Source organism: Pseudomonas entomophila, assembly GCF_029193575.1.
Taxonomy (GTDB): Bacteria; Pseudomonadota; Gammaproteobacteria; order Pseudomonadales; family Pseudomonadaceae; genus Aquipseudomonas; species Aquipseudomonas entomophila_G.
The window spans coordinates 1-17,759 of record NZ_JARGCS010000023.1; the positions used below are offsets into that span (position 1 = coordinate 1).

The 17,759-nt window shown below is 59.1% G+C and carries 14 protein-coding genes and 1 tRNA gene; all 15 read right to left on the reverse strand.

Features of this window, described 5'->3' with window-relative positions:
• Positions 1–1,178, reverse strand: a 1,178-nt coding sequence (tuf, locus tag P0Y43_RS11025) for an elongation factor Tu (RefSeq protein ID WP_275635371.1), incomplete at its 3' end; no start/stop codon positions are given.
• 27 nt (positions 1,179–1,205) lie between these two features.
• Complete coding sequence (gene fusA / locus P0Y43_RS11030) at positions 1,206–3,353, reverse strand: elongation factor G (protein ID WP_275637324.1); 2,148 nt, start codon at positions 3,351–3,353, stop codon at positions 1,206–1,208.
• 30 nt (positions 3,354–3,383) lie between these two features.
• The gene (gene rpsG, locus P0Y43_RS11035; RefSeq protein ID WP_003246741.1) at positions 3,384–3,854 is read right to left on the reverse strand and encodes a 30S ribosomal protein S7; all 471 of its coding nucleotides are present in this window, start codon (positions 3,852–3,854) and stop codon (positions 3,384–3,386) included.
• A gap of 106 nt (positions 3,855–3,960) precedes the next feature.
• A complete protein-coding gene (gene rpsL, locus P0Y43_RS11040) occupies positions 3,961–4,332 on the reverse strand; it encodes a 30S ribosomal protein S12 (RefSeq protein WP_003257088.1) in 372 nt (123 codons plus the stop codon).
• Between the two features lie 210 nt (positions 4,333–4,542).
• Positions 4,543–8,742 carry a DNA-directed RNA polymerase subunit beta' gene (gene rpoC / locus P0Y43_RS11045; protein ID WP_275637325.1) on the reverse strand — a complete coding sequence of 1,400 codons (4,200 nt, stop codon included), beginning with the start codon at positions 8,740–8,742 and terminating at the stop codon, positions 4,543–4,545.
• A 64-nt stretch (positions 8,743–8,806) separates the two neighbouring features.
• Positions 8,807–12,880: a DNA-directed RNA polymerase subunit beta gene (gene rpoB, locus P0Y43_RS11050; RefSeq protein ID WP_275637326.1), complete on the reverse strand. Its 4,074-nt coding sequence runs from the start codon at positions 12,878–12,880 to the stop codon at positions 8,807–8,809.
• A complete protein-coding gene (locus tag P0Y43_RS11055; RefSeq protein WP_275637327.1) occupies positions 12,880–13,050 on the reverse strand; it encodes a hypothetical protein in 171 nt (56 codons plus the stop codon). The genes rpoB and P0Y43_RS11055 overlap by 1 nt, the downstream gene beginning before the upstream one ends.
• 50 nt (positions 13,051–13,100) lie before the next feature.
• The gene (gene rplL, locus P0Y43_RS11060) at positions 13,101–13,469 is read right to left on the reverse strand and encodes a 50S ribosomal protein L7/L12 (RefSeq protein WP_275637328.1); all 369 of its coding nucleotides are present in this window, start codon (positions 13,467–13,469) and stop codon (positions 13,101–13,103) included.
• Positions 13,470–13,548: 79 nt separating this feature from the next.
• Complete coding sequence (gene rplJ, locus P0Y43_RS11065; protein ID WP_029614620.1) at positions 13,549–14,049, reverse strand: 50S ribosomal protein L10; 501 nt, start codon at positions 14,047–14,049, stop codon at positions 13,549–13,551.
• 198 nt (positions 14,050–14,247) lie between these two features.
• Complete coding sequence (gene rplA / locus P0Y43_RS11070; RefSeq protein WP_275637329.1) at positions 14,248–14,943, reverse strand: 50S ribosomal protein L1; 696 nt, start codon at positions 14,941–14,943, stop codon at positions 14,248–14,250.
• Positions 14,943–15,374, reverse strand: a complete 432-nt coding sequence (rplK, locus tag P0Y43_RS11075) for a 50S ribosomal protein L11 (protein WP_217841529.1) — start codon at positions 15,372–15,374, stop codon at positions 14,943–14,945. Before rplK ends, rplA begins: the two co-directional genes overlap by 1 nt.
• 119 nt (positions 15,375–15,493) lie before the next feature.
• Positions 15,494–16,027 (reverse strand): transcription termination/antitermination protein NusG, encoded by a 534-nt coding sequence (nusG, locus tag P0Y43_RS11080; RefSeq protein ID WP_011531880.1) that lies wholly within the window; start codon positions 16,025–16,027, stop codon positions 15,494–15,496.
• Between the two features lie 9 nt (positions 16,028–16,036).
• A complete protein-coding gene (secE, locus tag P0Y43_RS11085; protein WP_275637330.1) occupies positions 16,037–16,405 on the reverse strand; it encodes a preprotein translocase subunit SecE in 369 nt (122 codons plus the stop codon).
• A gap of 44 nt (positions 16,406–16,449) precedes the next feature.
• Positions 16,450–16,525, reverse strand: a tRNA-Trp gene (locus tag P0Y43_RS11090).
• 55 nt (positions 16,526–16,580) lie between these two features.
• A partial coding sequence (gene tuf, locus P0Y43_RS11095; RefSeq protein WP_275637331.1) for an elongation factor Tu occupies positions 16,581–17,759 on the reverse strand: 1,179 nt, incomplete at its 5' end.

The window sequence follows — 17,759 nt, forward strand, 5'->3', positions numbered from 1 at the left end:
GCTACGACGCCGGCGCCGACGGTACGACCGCCTTCACGGATGGCGAAGCGCAGACCGTCTTCCATTGCGATGGTCTTGATCAGGGTGACAGTCATCTGAATGTTGTCACCTGGCATTACCATCTCAACGCCTTCCGGCAGTTCGCAGTTACCGGTCACGTCAGTGGTACGGAAGTAGAACTGAGGACGGTAGCCTTTGAAGAACGGAGTGTGACGACCGCCTTCTTCTTTCGACAGAACGTAGACTTCTGCGGTGAACTTGGTGTGCGGCTTGACCGAACCTGGCTTGACCAGAACCTGGCCACGCTCAACGTCGTCACGCTTGGTGCCACGCAGCAGGACGCCGCAGTTCTCGCCAGCACGACCTTCGTCCAGCAGCTTGCGGAACATCTCAACGCCGGTGCAGGTGGTGGTGGTGGTGTCACGCAGACCAACGATTTCCAGCGGATCCTGGACCTTGACGATACCGCGCTCGATACGGCCGGTAACAACGGTACCGCGACCCGAGATCGAGAACACGTCTTCGATCGGCATCAGGAACGGCTGGTCGATCGCACGAACTGGCTCAGGGATGTAGGCATCCAGAGTTTCTACCAGCTTCTTGACAGCGGTAGTGCCCATTTCGTTGTCGTCTTTGCCTTCCAGGGCCATACGCGCCGAACCAATGATGATCGGGGTGTCGTCGCCTGGGAAGTCGTAGGTGGACAGCAGGTCGCGAACTTCCATCTCGACCAGTTCCAGCAGCTCAGCGTCGTCTACCAGGTCAGCCTTGTTCAGGAAGACCACGATGTACGGAACGCCTACCTGACGGGACAGCAGGATGTGCTCACGGGTTTGCGGCATCGGACCGTCGGCGGCCGAGCAAACCAGGATCGCGCCGTCCATCTGGGCAGCACCGGTGATCATGTTCTTCACGTAGTCAGCGTGACCTGGGCAGTCGACGTGAGCGTAGTGACGAATGTTCGAGTTGTACTCGACGTGAGCGGTGTTGATGGTGATACCGCGCGCTTTTTCTTCCGGAGCCGAGTCGATCTTGTCGAACTCAACGACTGCCGAACCGAATACTTCGGAGCAGACGCGAGTCAGAGCTGCGGTCAGAGTGGTCTTACCGTGGTCAACGTGGCCGATGGTGCCGACGTTAACGTGGGGAAGGGAACGATCAAATTTTTCTTTAGCCACGACAGTGAACCTCTTGCCTAAAGGGGATTAGCCTTGTTTTTTAACGAGTGCTTCGACGATGTTCGACGGAGCTTCGGCGTATTTGGAGAATTCCATGGAGTAGCTTGCGCGACCCTGAGACATGGAACGAACGTCGGTTGCGTAACCGAACATTTCTCCGAGCGGAACTTCAGCGCGGACGACGCGGCCAGAGACCGACTCATCCATACCCTGTACCAGACCACGACGACGGTTCAGGTCACCCATCACGTCACCCAGGTAGTCTTCCGGGGTTACAACTTCGACCTTCATGATCGGCTCGAGGACCACGCCACCGCCTTTCTGGGCCAGTTGCTTGGTTGCCATCGAAGCAGCGATCTTGAACGCCATTTCGTTGGAGTCGACGTCGTGGTACGAACCGTCGAATACCGCAGCCTTCAGGCCGATCAGCGGATAGCCGGCGACAACGCCGTTCTTCATCTGCTCTTCGATACCCTTCTGGATCGCAGGGATGTACTCCTTCGGAATCACACCACCAACGACTTCGTTCGCGAACACCAGACCTTCGGTGATGTTGCCCTTCTCGTCCTGATCTGGCTCCGAGAAACGGATCCAGCAGTGACCGAACTGACCACGACCACCCGACTGACGAACGAACTTGCCTTCGATCTCGACGTTGGACTTGGTGATCTTCTCGCGGTACGAAACCTGCGGCTTGCCGATGTTGGCTTCGACGTTGAACTCGCGCTTCATGCGGTCAACGAGGATGTCCAGGTGCAGCTCACCCATACCGGAGATGATGGTCTGACCGGTTTCTTCATCGGTCTTGACGCGGAACGACGGGTCTTCCTGAGCCAGCTTGCCCAGTGCGATACCCATCTTCTCCTGGTCAGCCTTGGTTTTCGGCTCTACGGAGAGCGAAATCACAGGCTCCGGGAAGTCCATACGCTCGAGGATGATCGGCTTGTCGGCGTTGCACAGGGTGTCACCAGTGGTGACGTCCTTCATACCGATCAGAGCAGCGATGTCACCAGCGCGTACTTCCTTGATCTCTTCACGCTGGTTGGCGTGCATCTGCACCATACGGCCAACGCGCTCTTTCTTGCCTTTGACCGAGTTGATGACGGAGTCACCGGAGCTCAGGAAGCCCGAGTAAACGCGAACGAAGGTCAGAGTACCCACGAACGGGTCGGTGGCAATCTTGAACGCCAGAGCCGAGAACGGCTCGTCATCGCTAGCGTGACGCTCGTCGTACTGCTCTGGAGTGACTTCGTCCTTCGGCACTTCGGCCAGATCAGGGTGGATACCCTTGATCGCAGGAATCTCGGTCGGAGCCGGCAGGAAGTCGATAACGGCGTCGAGAACCAGGGGAACACCCTTGTTCTTGAACGAGGAGCCACAGACAGCAGGAACGATCTCGCTCGCCAGGGTACGGGCGCGCAGACCAGCCTTGATGTCTTCGACGGACAGGTCACCTTCTTCGAGGTACTTGTTCATCAGCTCTTCGTTGGCCTCGGCAGCCGCCTCAACCATGTTGTTGCGCCACTCGTTGGCCAGGTCCACCAGCTCAGCAGGAATTTCTTCCTCGCGGTAGGTGGTGCCCTTGTCGTCTTCGTTCCAGTAGATGGCTTTCATCTTGATCAGGTCGACCTGACCCTGGAAGTCGTCTTCCGCACCGATAGCCAGCTGGACCGGAACCGGGGTGTGACCCAGGCGGTTCTTGATCTGACCGACAACGCGCAGGAAGTTGGCACCAGCACGGTCCATCTTGTTCACGTAGACAACACGTGGAACGCCGTATTTGTTGGCCTGACGCCATACGGTTTCGGACTGCGGCTCAACGCCGGAGGTACCGCAGAATACGACGACCGCGCCGTCGAGTACGCGCAGCGAACGCTCTACTTCAATGGTGAAGTCAACGTGGCCGGGGGTATCGATGACGTTTACGCGGTAGTTGTCGTACTGACCACGGGAACCTTTCCAGAAGGTAGTGACAGCAGCGGAGGTAATGGTGATACCGCGCTCCTGCTCCTGAACCATCCAGTCGGTAGTCGCGGCGCCGTCGTGCACCTCGCCCATCTTGTGGCTCAGGCCTGTGTAGAACAGGATCCGCTCGGTAGTGGTAGTCTTGCCCGCGTCAACGTGGGCACAGATACCGATGTTACGGTAGCGGTTAATTGCTGTAGTACGAGCCATAAAGCCCTCGCAAAGAAATTGATGCTTGAATTAGAAGCGGTAGTGCGAGAACGCCTTGTTGGCTTCGGCCATACGGTGCACGTCTTCACGCTTCTTGACTGCAGCACCCTTGCCTTCAGCAGCATCCAGCAGCTCGCCAGCCAGGCGCAGGGCCATGGACTTCTCGCCACGCTTGCGGGCGTAGTCTACGAGCCAGCGCATTGCCAGCGCATTACGACGGGAAGGACGAACTTCAACCGGAACCTGGTAAGTGGCACCGCCGACACGGCGGGACTTTACTTCGACCAGCGGAGCGATGGCGTCGAGAGCTTTCTCGAAGATTTCCAGGGGGTCGCTGTTCTTGCGTGCTTTGACGGTATCCAGGGCACCGTAAACGATGCGCTCGGCTACGGCCTTCTTGCCGCTTTCCATCACGTGGTTCATGAACTTGGCGAGGATCTGGGACCCGTACTTCGGATCGTCCAGGATCTCACGTTTTGCTGCTACACGACGTCTTGGCATGATAAGCCCTCAAACGGTCTTCAGGTTAGCCCGGGACGCGGGTCTTCGACCCCTGCCCGACCTTACTCTTATCGACTCAAATAAATGGATGTCTGCAAACGACCGATTACTTCGGACGCTTGGTACCGTATTTCGAACGACCCTGGTTACGGCCTTTGACGCCCGAAGTGTCCAGAGAGCCGCGAACGGTGTGGTAACGAACACCTGGCAAGTCTTTTACACGGCCGCCACGGATCAGGACGACGCTGTGCTCTTGCAGGTTGTGGCCTTCACCACCGATGTACGAGGAAACCTCGAAACCGTTGGTCAGACGCACACGGCACACTTTACGCAGTGCCGAGTTAGGTTTTTTCGGCGTGGTGGTGTACACACGGGTGCACACGCCACGACGCTGCGGGCAGTTCTGCAGCGCAGGTACGTCGGATTTCTCGACGGTACGCTTGCGCGGCTGACGTACCAGCTGGTTGATAGTTGCCATCTACTAGCTCCACTGATTGTCTTGCGACGCTATTGTCTTGCAAGAAAGCCAAAAATTGGCGAGACGGAGCCTCACCAAATTTAAGGGTACAAAAGTCTAAAGAGGATCTTGCACCCAGTCAAGACGAGGCCCCGGCACTCCCCGCCCGGCCATCGGCAACAATTCATGTCGCCGACGACCACGGGGATGTACCGGGGCCCTGCCCTGTACTTAGTTGCCGCTGGAGTTCAGCGCTTCGGTCAGTGCGGCTTCCACCTCACTGGCACTTACACGCAGCGGCTTGTCGGCATCACGGCGACGCTTGCGCTCGCTGTGGTAGGCCAGACCGGTACCGGCCGGGATCAGACGACCCACGACCACGTTCTCTTTCAGGCCGCGCAGGTAGTCGCGCTTGCCGGTCACCGCCGCTTCGGTCAGTACGCGGGTGGTTTCCTGGAAGGAAGCCGCCGAGATGAACGACTCGGTGGACAGCGAGGCCTTGGTGATACCCAGCAGCACACGGGTGTACTTCGAGATGAACTTGTCTTCGCCGGCGAGACGCTCGTTCTCGACCAGCACCTGAGTCAGTTCCATCTGGTCACCCTTGATGAAGCTGGAGTCACCCGACTCGGCGATCTCAACTTTACGCAGCATCTGACGCAGGATGGTCTCGATGTGCTTGTCGTTGATCTTCACGCCCTGCAGGCGGTAGACGTCCTGGATCTCGTTGACGATGTACTTCGCCAGCGCGCTCACACCCAGCAGACGCAGGATGTCGTGCGGATCGCTCGGGCCGTCGGAGATGACTTCGCCGCGGTTGACCTGTTCGCCTTCGAAGACGTTCAGGTGGCGCCACTTCGGAATCAGCTCTTCATATGGATCGCTGCCGTCGGTCGGGGTAATGACCAGACGACGCTTGCCCTTGGTTTCCTTGCCGAACGCGATGGTGCCGCTGACTTCAGCCAGGATCGACGCTTCCTTCGGACGACGCGCTTCGAACAAGTCGGCAACGCGCGGCAGACCACCGGTGATGTCACGGGTCTTCGACGTTTCTTGCGGGATACGCGCGATAACGTCACCAACACCGATCTGGGCACCGTCAGCCACGCCGACGAGGGCGTTGGCCGGCAGGAAGTACTGGGCCGGCACGTCGGTACCTGGCAGGTACAGGTCCTTGCCGTTGGCATCGACCATCTTGATGGCTGGACGGATTTCCTTGCCTGCGGCAGGGCGATCCTTGACGTCCATCACCTCGATGTTGGTCAGGCCGGTCAGTTCGTCGGTCTGGCGCTTGATGGTGATGTTTTCTTCCATGCCCACGAAGGTCACGGTACCTTTCAGCTCGGTAACGATCGGGTGGGTGTGCGGGTCCCACTTGGCGACGATGGCGCCAGCTTCGACCTTCTCACCTTCCTTGACCGAAATCACCGCACCGTACGGCAGTTTGTAGCGCTCACGCTCACGACCGAACTCGTCGGCAATGGCCAGCTCGCCGGAACGCGATACCGCGACCAGGTTGCCATCGGCACGCTCGACCTGCTTCAGGTTATGCAGACGCACCATACCGCCGTTCTTCACCTGGACGCTGTCGGCAGCCGAGGTACGGCTTGCAGCACCACCGATGTGGAAGGTACGCATGGTCAGCTGGGTACCCGGCTCACCGATCGACTGCGCGGCGATTACGCCGACCGCCTCACCGATATTCACCTGGTGACCGCGAGCCAGGTCACGACCGTAGCACTTGGCGCAGATGCCGTAGCGGGTTTCGCAGCTGATCGGCGAACGCACGACCACTTCGTCGATGCTGTTCAGCTCGATGAACTCGACCCACTTCTCGTCGACCAGGGTGCCGGCCGGAACGATGACGTCCTCGGTGCCTGGCTTGAACACGTCGCGGGCAATGACACGACCCAGCACGCGCTCACCCAGCGGCTCAACCACGTCGCCGCCTTCGATGTGCGGGGTCATCAGCAGACCTTGGTCGGTGCCGCAGTCGATCTCGGTCACGACCAGATCCTGCGCCACGTCTACCAGACGGCGAGTCAGGTAACCGGAGTTCGCGGTCTTCAGTGCGGTATCCGCCAGACCCTTACGAGCACCGTGGGTCGAGATGAAGTACTGCAGTACGCTCAGACCTTCACGGAAGTTCGCGGTGATCGGCGTCTCGATGATCGAGCCGTCCGGCTTGGCCATCAGGCCACGCATACCGGCCAACTGACGAATCTGTGCAGCGGAGCCCCGCGCACCGGAGTCAGCCATCATGTACATCGAGTTGAAGGACTCTTGCTCGACTTCGTTGCCCTCGCGGTCGATGACCTTCTCTTTCGAGAGGTTGGCCATCATCGCCTTGGACACTTCGTCGTTCGCCTTCGACCACAAGTCGATGACCTTGTTGTACTTCTCGCCCTGGGTAACCAGGCCGGAAGCGTACTGGCTCTCGATTTCCTTCACTTCGTCGGTAGCGGTACCGATGATGCGAGCCTTCTCATCCGGGATGACGAAGTCGTTCACACCGATCGAAACGCCGGAAATGGTCGAGTAGGCAAAACCGGTGTACATCAGCTGGTCGGCGAAGATGACGGTCTCTTTCAGGCCAACCACGCGGTAGCACTGGTTGATCAGCTTGGAGATCGCCTTCTTCTTCATTGGCTGGTTGACCACGTCGTACGGCAGGCCTGCCGGTACAACCTGGAACAGCAGCGCACGGCCGACGGTGGTGTCGACGATACGGGTGTTCTTGGTCACGCTGCCATCGCGGTCTTTCACGGTTTCGTTGATACGAACCTTGATCTTCGCGTGCAGGGCAGCCTCGCCGGCGCGGAATACGCGGTCGACTTCCTGCAGGTCGGCGAATACGCGACCTTCGCCCTTGGCATTGATGGCTTCACGGGTCATGTAGTACAGACCCAGAACCACGTCCTGCGACGGAACGATGATCGGCTCACCGTTGGCGGGCGACAGGATGTTGTTGGTCGACATCATCAGCGCGCGCGCTTCGAGCTGGGCTTCCAGGGTCAGCGGCACGTGAACGGCCATCTGGTCACCGTCGAAGTCGGCGTTGTACGCGGCACAGACCAGCGGGTGCAGCTGGATCGCCTTGCCTTCGATCAGCACCGGCTCGAACGCCTGGATACCCAGACGGTGCAGGGTCGGTGCACGGTTCAGCAGAACGGGGTGTTCGCGGATGACTTCGGCGAGAACGTCCCAGACCTCTGGCAGTTCGCGTTCGACCATCTTCTTGGCGGCTTTGATGGTGGTCGCCAGACCACGCATTTCCAGCTTGCCGAAAATGAACGGCTTGAACAGCTCCAGGGCCATCTTCTTCGGCAGGCCGCACTGGTGCAGGCGCAGGGTCGGGCCGACGGTAATTACCGAACGACCGGAGTAGTCCACGCGCTTACCGAGCAGGTTCTGACGGAAGCGACCTTGCTTACCTTTGATCATGTCGGCCAGGGACTTCAGCGGACGCTTGTTCGAGCCAGTGATGGCGCGACCACGACGGCCGTTGTCCAGCAGGGCGTCGACCGCTTCCTGCAGCATGCGCTTTTCGTTGCGCACGATGATGTCCGGCGCCGACAGATCGAGCAGGCGCTTCAGACGGTTGTTACGGTTGATCACCCGACGATACAGGTCGTTCAGGTCGGAGGTCGCGAAGCGGCCGCCATCCAGCGGAACCAGCGGACGCAGGTCCGGCGGCAGCACGGGCAGGACGGTCAGGACCATCCACTCAGGCAGGTTGCCCGAACCCTGGAACGCTTCCATCAGCTTCAGGCGCTTGGACAGCTTCTTGATCTTGGTTTCCGAGTTGGTCTGCGGAATCTCTTCGCGCAGGCGGCCAATCTCGTGCTCCAGGTCGATAGCGTGCAGCAGCTCGCGGACAGCCTCGGCACCCATGCGGGCATCGAAGTCGTCACCGAACTCTTCCAGCGCTTCGAAGTACTGCTCATCGTTCAGCAGCTGGCCTTTTTCCAGGGTGGTCATGCCCGGGTCGATCACGACGTAGCTCTCGAAATAGAGCACGCGCTCGATGTCACGCAGGGTCATGTCCATCAGCAGGCCGATACGGGACGGCAGCGACTTCAGGAACCAAATGTGGGCGACCGGCGAGGCCAGCTCGATGTGCGCCATGCGCTCACGACGAACCTTGGCCAGGGCAACTTCAACGCCGCACTTCTCGCAGATCACGCCGCGGTGCTTGAGGCGCTTGTACTTGCCGCACAGGCACTCGTAGTCCTTGACTGGGCCAAAGATCTTGGCGCAGAACAGGCCGTCACGCTCAGGCTTGAACGTACGGTAGTTGATGGTTTCCGGCTTCTTAACTTCACCGAACGACCACGAACGGATCATCTCAGGCGACGCCAGACCGATGCGGATGGCGTCGAATTCTTCGACTTGACCCTGGTTTTTCAGCAAATTCAGTAGGTCTTTCAAGGCCTTTCCTCCTGGCGGAGCAGGGAGCGGGCGTAGGCCGCCCCGCTCCCCTTCGCGTCACGTGTTATTCGGTTTCCAGATCGATATCGATACCGAGCGAACGGATCTCTTTGATCAACACGTTGAAGGACTCGGGCATGCCCGGCTCCATACGGTGATCGCCATCCACGATGTTCTTGTACATCTTGGTACGGCCGTTCACGTCGTCCGACTTCACTGTGAGCATTTCTTGCAGGGTGTATGCCGCGCCGTATGCTTCCAGCGCCCACACTTCCATCTCCCCGAAACGCTGACCACCGAACTGCGCCTTACCACCCAGCGGCTGCTGGGTAACCAGGCTGTAGGAACCAGTGGAACGCGCGTGCATCTTGTCGTCCACCAAGTGGTTCAGCTTGAGCATGTACATGTAACCGACGGTCACAGGACGCTCGAACTTGTTGCCGGTGCGACCATCGAACAGCACCATCTGGCCGCTCTCAGGCATGTCGGCCAGCTTCAGCATGGCCTTGATTTCGCGCTCCTTGGCACCGTCGAAGACCGGGGTAGCCATCGGCACGCCCTTCTTCAGGTTGTTCGCCAGGGCGAGGATCTCTGCGTCGGTGAACTCTTCCAAGTTCTCCTGGCGACCACCGATCTCGTTGTAGATCTCGGTGAGGAAGCCACGCAGCTCAGCGGCCTTGCGCTGCTCCTCGATCATGCGGTCGATCTTCTCGCCCAGGCCCTTGGCCGCGAGGCCCAGGTGGGTTTCAAGGATCTGCCCGACGTTCATACGCGACGGTACGCCCAGTGGGTTCAGCACGACGTCGACCGGAGTACCGTTGGCATCGTGCGGCATGTCTTCGACCGGCATGATCACCGAGACCACACCCTTGTTACCGTGACGACCAGCCATCTTGTCGCCCGGCTGGATGCGGCGGCGGATAGCCAGGTAGACCTTGACGATCTTCAGTACGCCCGGAGCCAGGTCATCGCCCTGCTGCAGCTTGCGCTTCTTGTCCTCGAACTTGTCGTCCAGCAGGCGGCGGCGATCGACGATGTACGCCTGGGCCTTCTCCAGCTGTTCGTTCAGGGCATCTTCGGCCATGCGCAGTTTGAACCACTGGCCGTGCTCCAGGCCGTCCAGTACTTCGTCGCTGATCACGGTGCCTTTCTTCAGGCCCGCGCCACCGTCGACCACTTGGCCGTTCAGGGCGGAACGCAGACGCTCGAAGGTCGCGCCTTCGACGATGCGGAACTCTTCGTTGAGGTCCTTGCGGATCTCGTCCAGCTGCATCTTCTCGATGGCCAGGGCGCGGCTGTCGCGCTCGACACCATCACGGGTGAAGACCTGTACGTCGATGACGGTACCCTTGGTGCCGGTTGGCACGCGCAGGGAGGTGTCTTTGACGTCGCTGGCCTTCTCACCGAAGATCGCGCGCAGCAGTTTTTCTTCCGGCGTCAGCTGGGTCTCGCCTTTCGGGGTGACCTTGCCGACCAGGATGTCGCCAGCGCCGACTTCGGCACCCACGTAGACGATACCGGCTTCGTCCAGCTTGTTCAGCGCAGCCTCACCCACGTTCGGGATGTCCGCGGTGATTTCCTCTGGGCCAAGCTTGGTGTCACGCGCCACACAGGTCAGTTCCTGGATGTGGATGGTGGTGAAGCGGTCTTCCTGGACCACACGCTCGGACAGGCAGATGGAGTCTTCGAAGTTGAAGCCGTTCCACGCCATGAACGCGATGCGCATGTTCTGACCCAGCGCCAGTTCACCCATGTCGGTGGACGGGCCATCGGCCATGATGTCGCCACGCGCGACCACGTCACCCTTGCTGACCAGCGGGCGCTGGTTGATGCAGGTGTTCTGGTTCGAACGGGTGTACTTGGTCAGGTTGTAGATATCTACACCAGCTTCGCCGGTCTCGACTTCGTCATCCGCCACGCGAACGACGATACGGCTGGCGTCGACCGAATCGATCACGCCACCACGACGGGCCACAACGCAGACACCGGAGTCACGGGCGACGTTGCGCTCCATGCCGGTACCGACCAACGGCTTATCGGCGCGCAGGGTCGGAACAGCCTGACGCTGCATGTTCGAACCCATCAATGCACGGTTGGCGTCGTCGTGCTCGAGGAACGGAATCAGCGAGGCAGCGACGGAAACAACCTGCTTCGGCGAAACGTCCATCAGGGTGACGTCTTCCGGCGCCTTGACGGTGAATTCGTTCAGGTGGCGGACCGCTACCAGTTCGTCGATCAGTTGCTTCTTCTCGTTCATCGCGGCCGAAGCCTGGGCGATGACGTGATCCGCTTCCTCGATGGCCGACAGGAACACGATATCGTCGGAGACCACACCCTCTTTCACCACGCGGTACGGGCTTTCCAGGAAGCCGTACTGGTTGGTGCGGGCGTAGGCCGCCAGGGAGTTGATCAGACCGATGTTCGGGCCTTCAGGGGTCTCGATCGGGCACACGCGGCCGTAGTGGGTCGGGTGTACGTCACGGACTTCGAAGCCAGCGCGCTCACGGGTCAGACCGCCAGGGCCGAGTGCGGAGACACGGCGCTTGTGGGTGATCTCGGAGAGCGGGTTGTTCTGGTCCATGAACTGCGAGAGCTGGCTGGAACCGAAGAACTCCTTCACCGCCGCCGCGACCGGCTTGGCGTTGATCAGGTCCTGCGGCATCAGGCCTTCGCTTTCGGCCATCGACAGACGTTCCTTGACCGCACGCTCAACGCGCACCAGGCCAACACGGAACTGGTTCTCGGCCATCTCGCCGACGCAACGGACACGACGGTTACCCAGGTGGTCGATGTCGTCGACGATGCCTTTGCCGTTACGGATGTCGACCAGGGTCTTCAGCACGTCGACGATGTCTTCCTTGCTCAGCACACCCGAACCTTCGATCTCGGTACGACCGATACGACGGTTGAACTTCATGCGGCCGACGGCGGACAGGTCGTAACGCTCGGCACTGAAGAACAGGTTGTTGAACAGGGTCTCGGCGGCATCCTTGGTCGGCGGCTCGCCTGGACGCATCATGCGGTAGATCTCGACCAGAGCTTCCAGCTGGTTGCTGGTGGTGTCGATCTTCAGGGTGTCGGCAATGAACGGACCGCAGTCGATGTCGTTGGTGTACAGGGTCTCGATGCGGACGACCTGAGCCTTGGCGATCTTGATCAGCAGCTCGGTGGTCAGCTCGGTGTTGCACTCGGCCAGGATCTCACCGGTGGCCGGGTGAACGATGGCCTTGGCAGTGGTGCGACCGATCACGTACTCCATCGGAACGTCCAGCTGCTTGACGCCAGCTTTCTCGATCTGATTGATGTGACGCGCGGTAATGCGACGACCCTGCTCGACGATGACCTTGCCGCTTTCGTCGGTGATGTCCATCACCGCGACTTCACCACGCAGGCGCTGAGCAACCAGCTCCAGGCTCAACTTGTCGCCGGAAACGTGGAACACGTTGGTGGTGTAGAAGGTGTCCAGGATCTCTTCGGTGCTGTAGCCCAGGGCGCGCAGCAGGACGGACGCCGGCAGCTTGCGGCGACGGTCGATACGGACGAACACGCAATCCTTCGGGTCGAACTCGAAGTCCAGCCAGGAACCGCGGTAAGGAATGATGCGAGCGGAGTACAGCAGCTTGCCGGAGCTGTGGGTCTTGCCACGATCGTGGTCGAAGAACACACCTGGCGAACGGTGCAGCTGGGAAACGATCACACGCTCGGTACCGTTGATAACGAAGGTACCGTTCTCAGTCATCAGGGGGATTTCACCCATGTAGACTTCTTGCTCTTTGATGTCCTTGATCGCTTTGTTCGACGACTCCTTGTCGAAGATGATCAGGCGCACTTTCACCCGCAGCGGCACTGCGAAGGTCACGCCACGCAGGACACATTCCTTCACATCGAAGGCTGGTTCGCCCAGGCGATAGCCTACGTACTCCAGGGCAGCATTGCCGGAGTAGCTGATGATCGGGAATACCGATTTGAAGGCCGCATGCAGACCGACGTCGCGGAACTGATCCTTGGATGCTCCCGCCTGCAGGAATTCGCGATACGAATCCAGCTGGATGGCCAGGAGGTACGGCACATCCATGACGTCCGGCAACTTGCTAAAGTCCTTGCGGATACGTTTTTTCTCAGTGTATGAGTAAGCCATCAGCGTTCCCCAGCTTGGTCACCTGCTTGTTTGGCTTCTCCCGGCGGGAGCAGCCAGAAAATCGTGCAAACCCCTTGGTTTGCGCCACCCACATGGGTGTCTTGCAGCTCGTTATCGGGGCCGACCTGATCGGCCACCAATAACGGAAAAAGGCCGGTGGCATAAGCCACCAGCCATCAGCCTTTCGCTTACCGCTCAGGCTGCAGTCGCAAAGTCGAAATTACTTCAGCTCGACTTTAGCGCCAGCTTCTTCCAGCTTCTTCTTCGCGTCTTCAGCGGCTTCTTTCGAAACGCCTTCAGCGATAACCTGAGGAGCGCCGTCGACTTTCTCTTTGGCTTCTTTCAGGCCCAGACCGGTCAGTTCGCGAACAGCCTTGATGACGTTGACTTTCTTGTCACCAGCTTCGGTCAGAACGACGTTGAACTCGGTTTGCTCTTCAACAACGGCAGCAGCAGCAGCTGGGCCAGCGGCAACAGCGGCAGCAGCGGTAACGCCGAAGGTTTCTTCCATCGCTTTGATCAGTTCAACAATTTCCAGAACGGTTTTCTGGCCGATCGCTTCGATGATTTGCTCGTTAGTCAGAGACATGACTATGAATTCCTGTATTGGGGGACAGCCTACGCGGCCATCAAATTAAACGTTTGATTTCGAGAGAGACTACGCCGCCTTAGGCAGCAGCAGCTTCTTTCTGGTCGCGCAGAGCAGCCAGGGTACGGGCCAGCTTGCTGGTTGCACCTTGGATTACGCTCATCAGCTGTGCGATAGCCTCGTCGCGAGTTGGCAGGGTCGCCAGCACGTCGATCTGGTTAGCGGCAAGGAACTTGCCGTCGAACGCAGCTGCCTTGATCTCGAACTTGTCCTGACCCTTGGCGAACTCTTTGAACAGACGGGCAGCAGCGCCCGGGTGTTCGTTGGAGAACGCGATCAGGGTCGGGCCGGTGAAGGCGTCGTTGAGGACACTGAACTCAGTGTCGGCAACAGCGCGCTTGAGCAGGGTGTTACGTACGACACGCACGTATACGCCAGCTTCACGAGCCTCTTTACGGAGTCCGGTCATTGCGCCTACAGTCACACCACGGGCATCGGCCACGACAGCGGACAGAGCGACTTTGGCAGCCTCGTTGACTTCAGCGACGATGGCCTTCTTGTCTTCGAGTTTAATTGCCACGGGTTTACTCCTGGTTTTTACCGTTTCATCTGGCCGAAGCCGGATGTCGTTTTGGTGTCTGATTCGGTAACGAATCGGGAGCACCATCTGCGTAGGCTTGTCTTTTAAGGCTTGCGCCGCCTACGGTCTTGGATAGCCCCCGCCAGGCAGGGACCCCAATCTCTTGCTGCCGGCGCGACAGGTCGCGCCGGCACGGTTTTACACGTTCAGCGAGCTTTGGTCGATGACCAGGCCTGGACCCATGGTGGTGCTCAGGGTAACGCGCTTGACGTAGATACCTTTCGCGGAAGCCGGCTTGATACGCTTCAGATCAGCGATCAGGGCTTCAACGTTTTCCTTCAGCTTGACGGCTTCGAAGCCAACCTTGCCAACGGAGGTGTGGATGATACCGTTCTTGTCGGTACGGTAGCGAACCTGACCGGCCTTGGCGTTCTTGACGGCGCCAGCCACGTCCGGGGTAACGGTACCGACTTTCGGGTTAGGCATCAGGCCGCGAGGACCCAGAACCTGGCCCAGCTGGCCGACGACGCGCATGGCATCCGGGGAAGCGATGACGACGTCATAGTTCAGGTCGCCGCCCTTCATCTCGGCAGCCAGATCGTCCATACCTACGCGATCAGCGCCGGCAGCCAGAGCGGCTTCAGCGGCTGGACCCTGGGTGAAGACGGCAACGCGTACGGTCTTGCCAGTGCCGTGAGGCAGCACGGTAGCGCTACGAACGACCTGGTCGGATTTACGCGGGTCAACGCCGAGGTTTACGGCGATGTCGAAGGACTCGGTGAACTTCACGGCGGACAGTTCAGCCAGCAGTGCGGCGGCGTCTTCGAAGTTGTAGCTCTTGCCAGCTTCGACTTTCGAAGCGATGGCCTTTTGGCGCTTGGTCAGCTTAGCCATTACACACCCTCCACGTTGAGGCCCATGCTGCGGGCGGAGCCGGCGATGGTACGCACGGCAGCGTCCAGGTCAGCTGCGGTCAGATCAGCCTGCTTGGCCTTGGCGATCTCTTCCAGCTGAGCACGGTTCACGGTACCGACCTTGACGGTGTTCGGACGAGCCGAACCGCTGGTCAGGCCGGCTGCTTTCTTCAGCAGAACCGAGGCAGGGGTGCTCTTGGTTTCGAAGGTGAAGCTACGGTCACTGTAGACAGTGATGATCACTGGAGTCGGCAGACCTGGCTCTTGACCCTGGGTACGGGCGTTGAAGGCCTTGCAGAATTCCATGATGTTCACACCGTGTTGACCCAGTGCTGGACCAACGGGTGGGCTTGGGTTGGCCTGGCCGGCCTTTACTTGCAGCTTGATGTAAGCCTGAATCTTCTTAGCCATGAGCTACTCCAAAATCGGGTTCGAACGCCAATTGGCTCCCCGGATGACTTGCGTTTTATCCCAGTGACGACAAAACCCCGCAGCACATAGGGCTGCGGGGTATGGGATGCTTCGTTCCGCTAGACCTTCTCGACCTGGCTGAACTCGAGCTCCACCGGAGTGGAACGACCGAAAATGAGCACTGCGACCTGCAGACGACTCTTCTCGTAGTTAACCTCTTCGACGCTACCATTGAAGTCGGCGAACGGACCATCAATGACACGAACCACTTCACCCGGCTCGAACAGCGTCTTCGGCTTAGGCTTGTCACTACCATCGGCAACGCGACGCAGGATAGCCTCAGCTTCTTTATCAGTGATCGGCGCAGGCTTGTCTGCGGTACCACCAATGAAACCCATGACCCGAGGGGTATCCTTGACCAAGTGCCAAGTCCCTTCGTTCATTTCCATCTGGACCAGGACGTAACCTGGGAAGAACTTACGCTCGCTCTTGCGCTTCTGGCCATTGCGCATTTCGACGACTTCTTCGGTCGGGACCAGAATCTCGCCGAATTCGTCTTCCATGCCAGCCAGCTTTACACGCTCGATCAGGGAGCGCATTACATGCTTCTCGTAACCCGAGTAAGCATGCACAACGTACCAACGCTTAGCCACGGGACACCCTTAGCCAACAATCAAGGAGACCAACCAGCCGAGCAGGGAATCAAGACCCCACAGCAGCAGCGCCATAACCAGGACCACAGCCACGACAATCAGCGTGGTCTGGGTGGTTTCTTGGCGGGTAGGCCACACGACTTTACGGATCTCGGTACGAGCTTCCTTCGCCAGCGCAAAGAACGACTTACCCTTCGCGGTCTGCAGGGCAACGAAGCCTGCGGCAGCAGCCAGGGCGAGCAGCGCGAGAACGCGGTACAGGATAGGAGCAGCGGAGTAATACTGATTACCCACGACACCTACGACAACCAATGCAACTACAGCCAGCCACTTGAAAAGATCAAAACGCGATTCTTGGGCTTCAGTTTTGGGAGTCATCGGGGAGGATCCTGTGAGAAGAAAGCCAATCACACCGAGGTGAATGGCAGGTCAGGAGGGAATCGAACCCCCAACCTACGGTTTTGGAGACCGTCGCTCTGCCAATTGAGCTACTGACCTTTAACGCTGTATCAGGCCGGCCATTGTGCCGGCCTGATCGAGATAAATCAACTACTTATTCAATAATTTTCGCTACGACGCCGGCGCCGACGGTACGACCGCCTTCACGGATGGCGAAGCGCAGACCGTCTTCCATTGCGATGGTCTTGATCAGGGTGACAGTCATCTGAATGTTGTCACCTGGCATTACCATCTCAACGCCTTCCGGCAGTTCGCAGTTACCGGTCACGTCAGTGGTACGGAAGTAGAACTGAGGACGGTAGCCTTTGAAGAACGGAGTGTGACGACCGCCTTCTTCTTTCGACAGAACGTAGACTTCTGCGGTGAACTTGGTGTGCGGCTTGACCGAACCTGGCTTGACCAGAACCTGGCCACGCTCAACGTCGTCACGCTTGGTGCCACGCAGCAGGACGCCGCAGTTCTCGCCAGCACGACCTTCGTCCAGCAGCTTGCGGAACATCTCAACGCCGGTGCAGGTGGTGGTGGTGGTGTCACGCAGACCAACGATTTCCAGCGGATCCTGGACCTTGACGATACCGCGCTCGATACGGCCGGTAACAACGGTACCGCGACCCGAGATCGAGAACACGTCTTCGATCGGCATCAGGAACGGCTGGTCGATCGCACGAACTGGCTCAGGGATGTAGGCATCCAGAGTTTCTACCAGCTTCTTGACAGCGGTAGTGCCCATTTCGTTGTCGTCTTTGCCTTCCAGGGCCATACGCGCCGAACCAATGATGATCGGGGTGTCGTCGCCTGGGAAGTCGTAGGTGGACAGCAGGTCGCGAACTTCCATCTCGACCAGTTCCAGCAGCTCAGCGTCGTCTACCAGGTCAGCCTTGTTCAGGAAGACCACGATGTACGGAACGCCTACCTGACGGGACAGCAGGATGTGCTCACGGGTTTGCGGCATCGGACCGTCGGCGGCCGAGCAAACCAGGATCGCGCCGTCCATCTGGGCAGCACCGGTGATCATGTTCTTCACGTAGTCAGCGTGACCTGGGCAGTCGACGTGAGCGTAGTGACGAATGTTCGAGTTGTACTCGACGTGAGCGGTGTTGATGGTGATACCGCGCGCTTTTTCTTCCGGAGCCGAGTCGATCTTGTCGAACTCAACGACTGCCGAACCGAATACTTCGGAGCAGACGCGAGTCAGAGCTGCGGTCAGAGTGGTCTTACCGTGGTCAACGTGGCCGATGGTGCCGACGTTAACGTGGGGAAGGGAACGATCAAA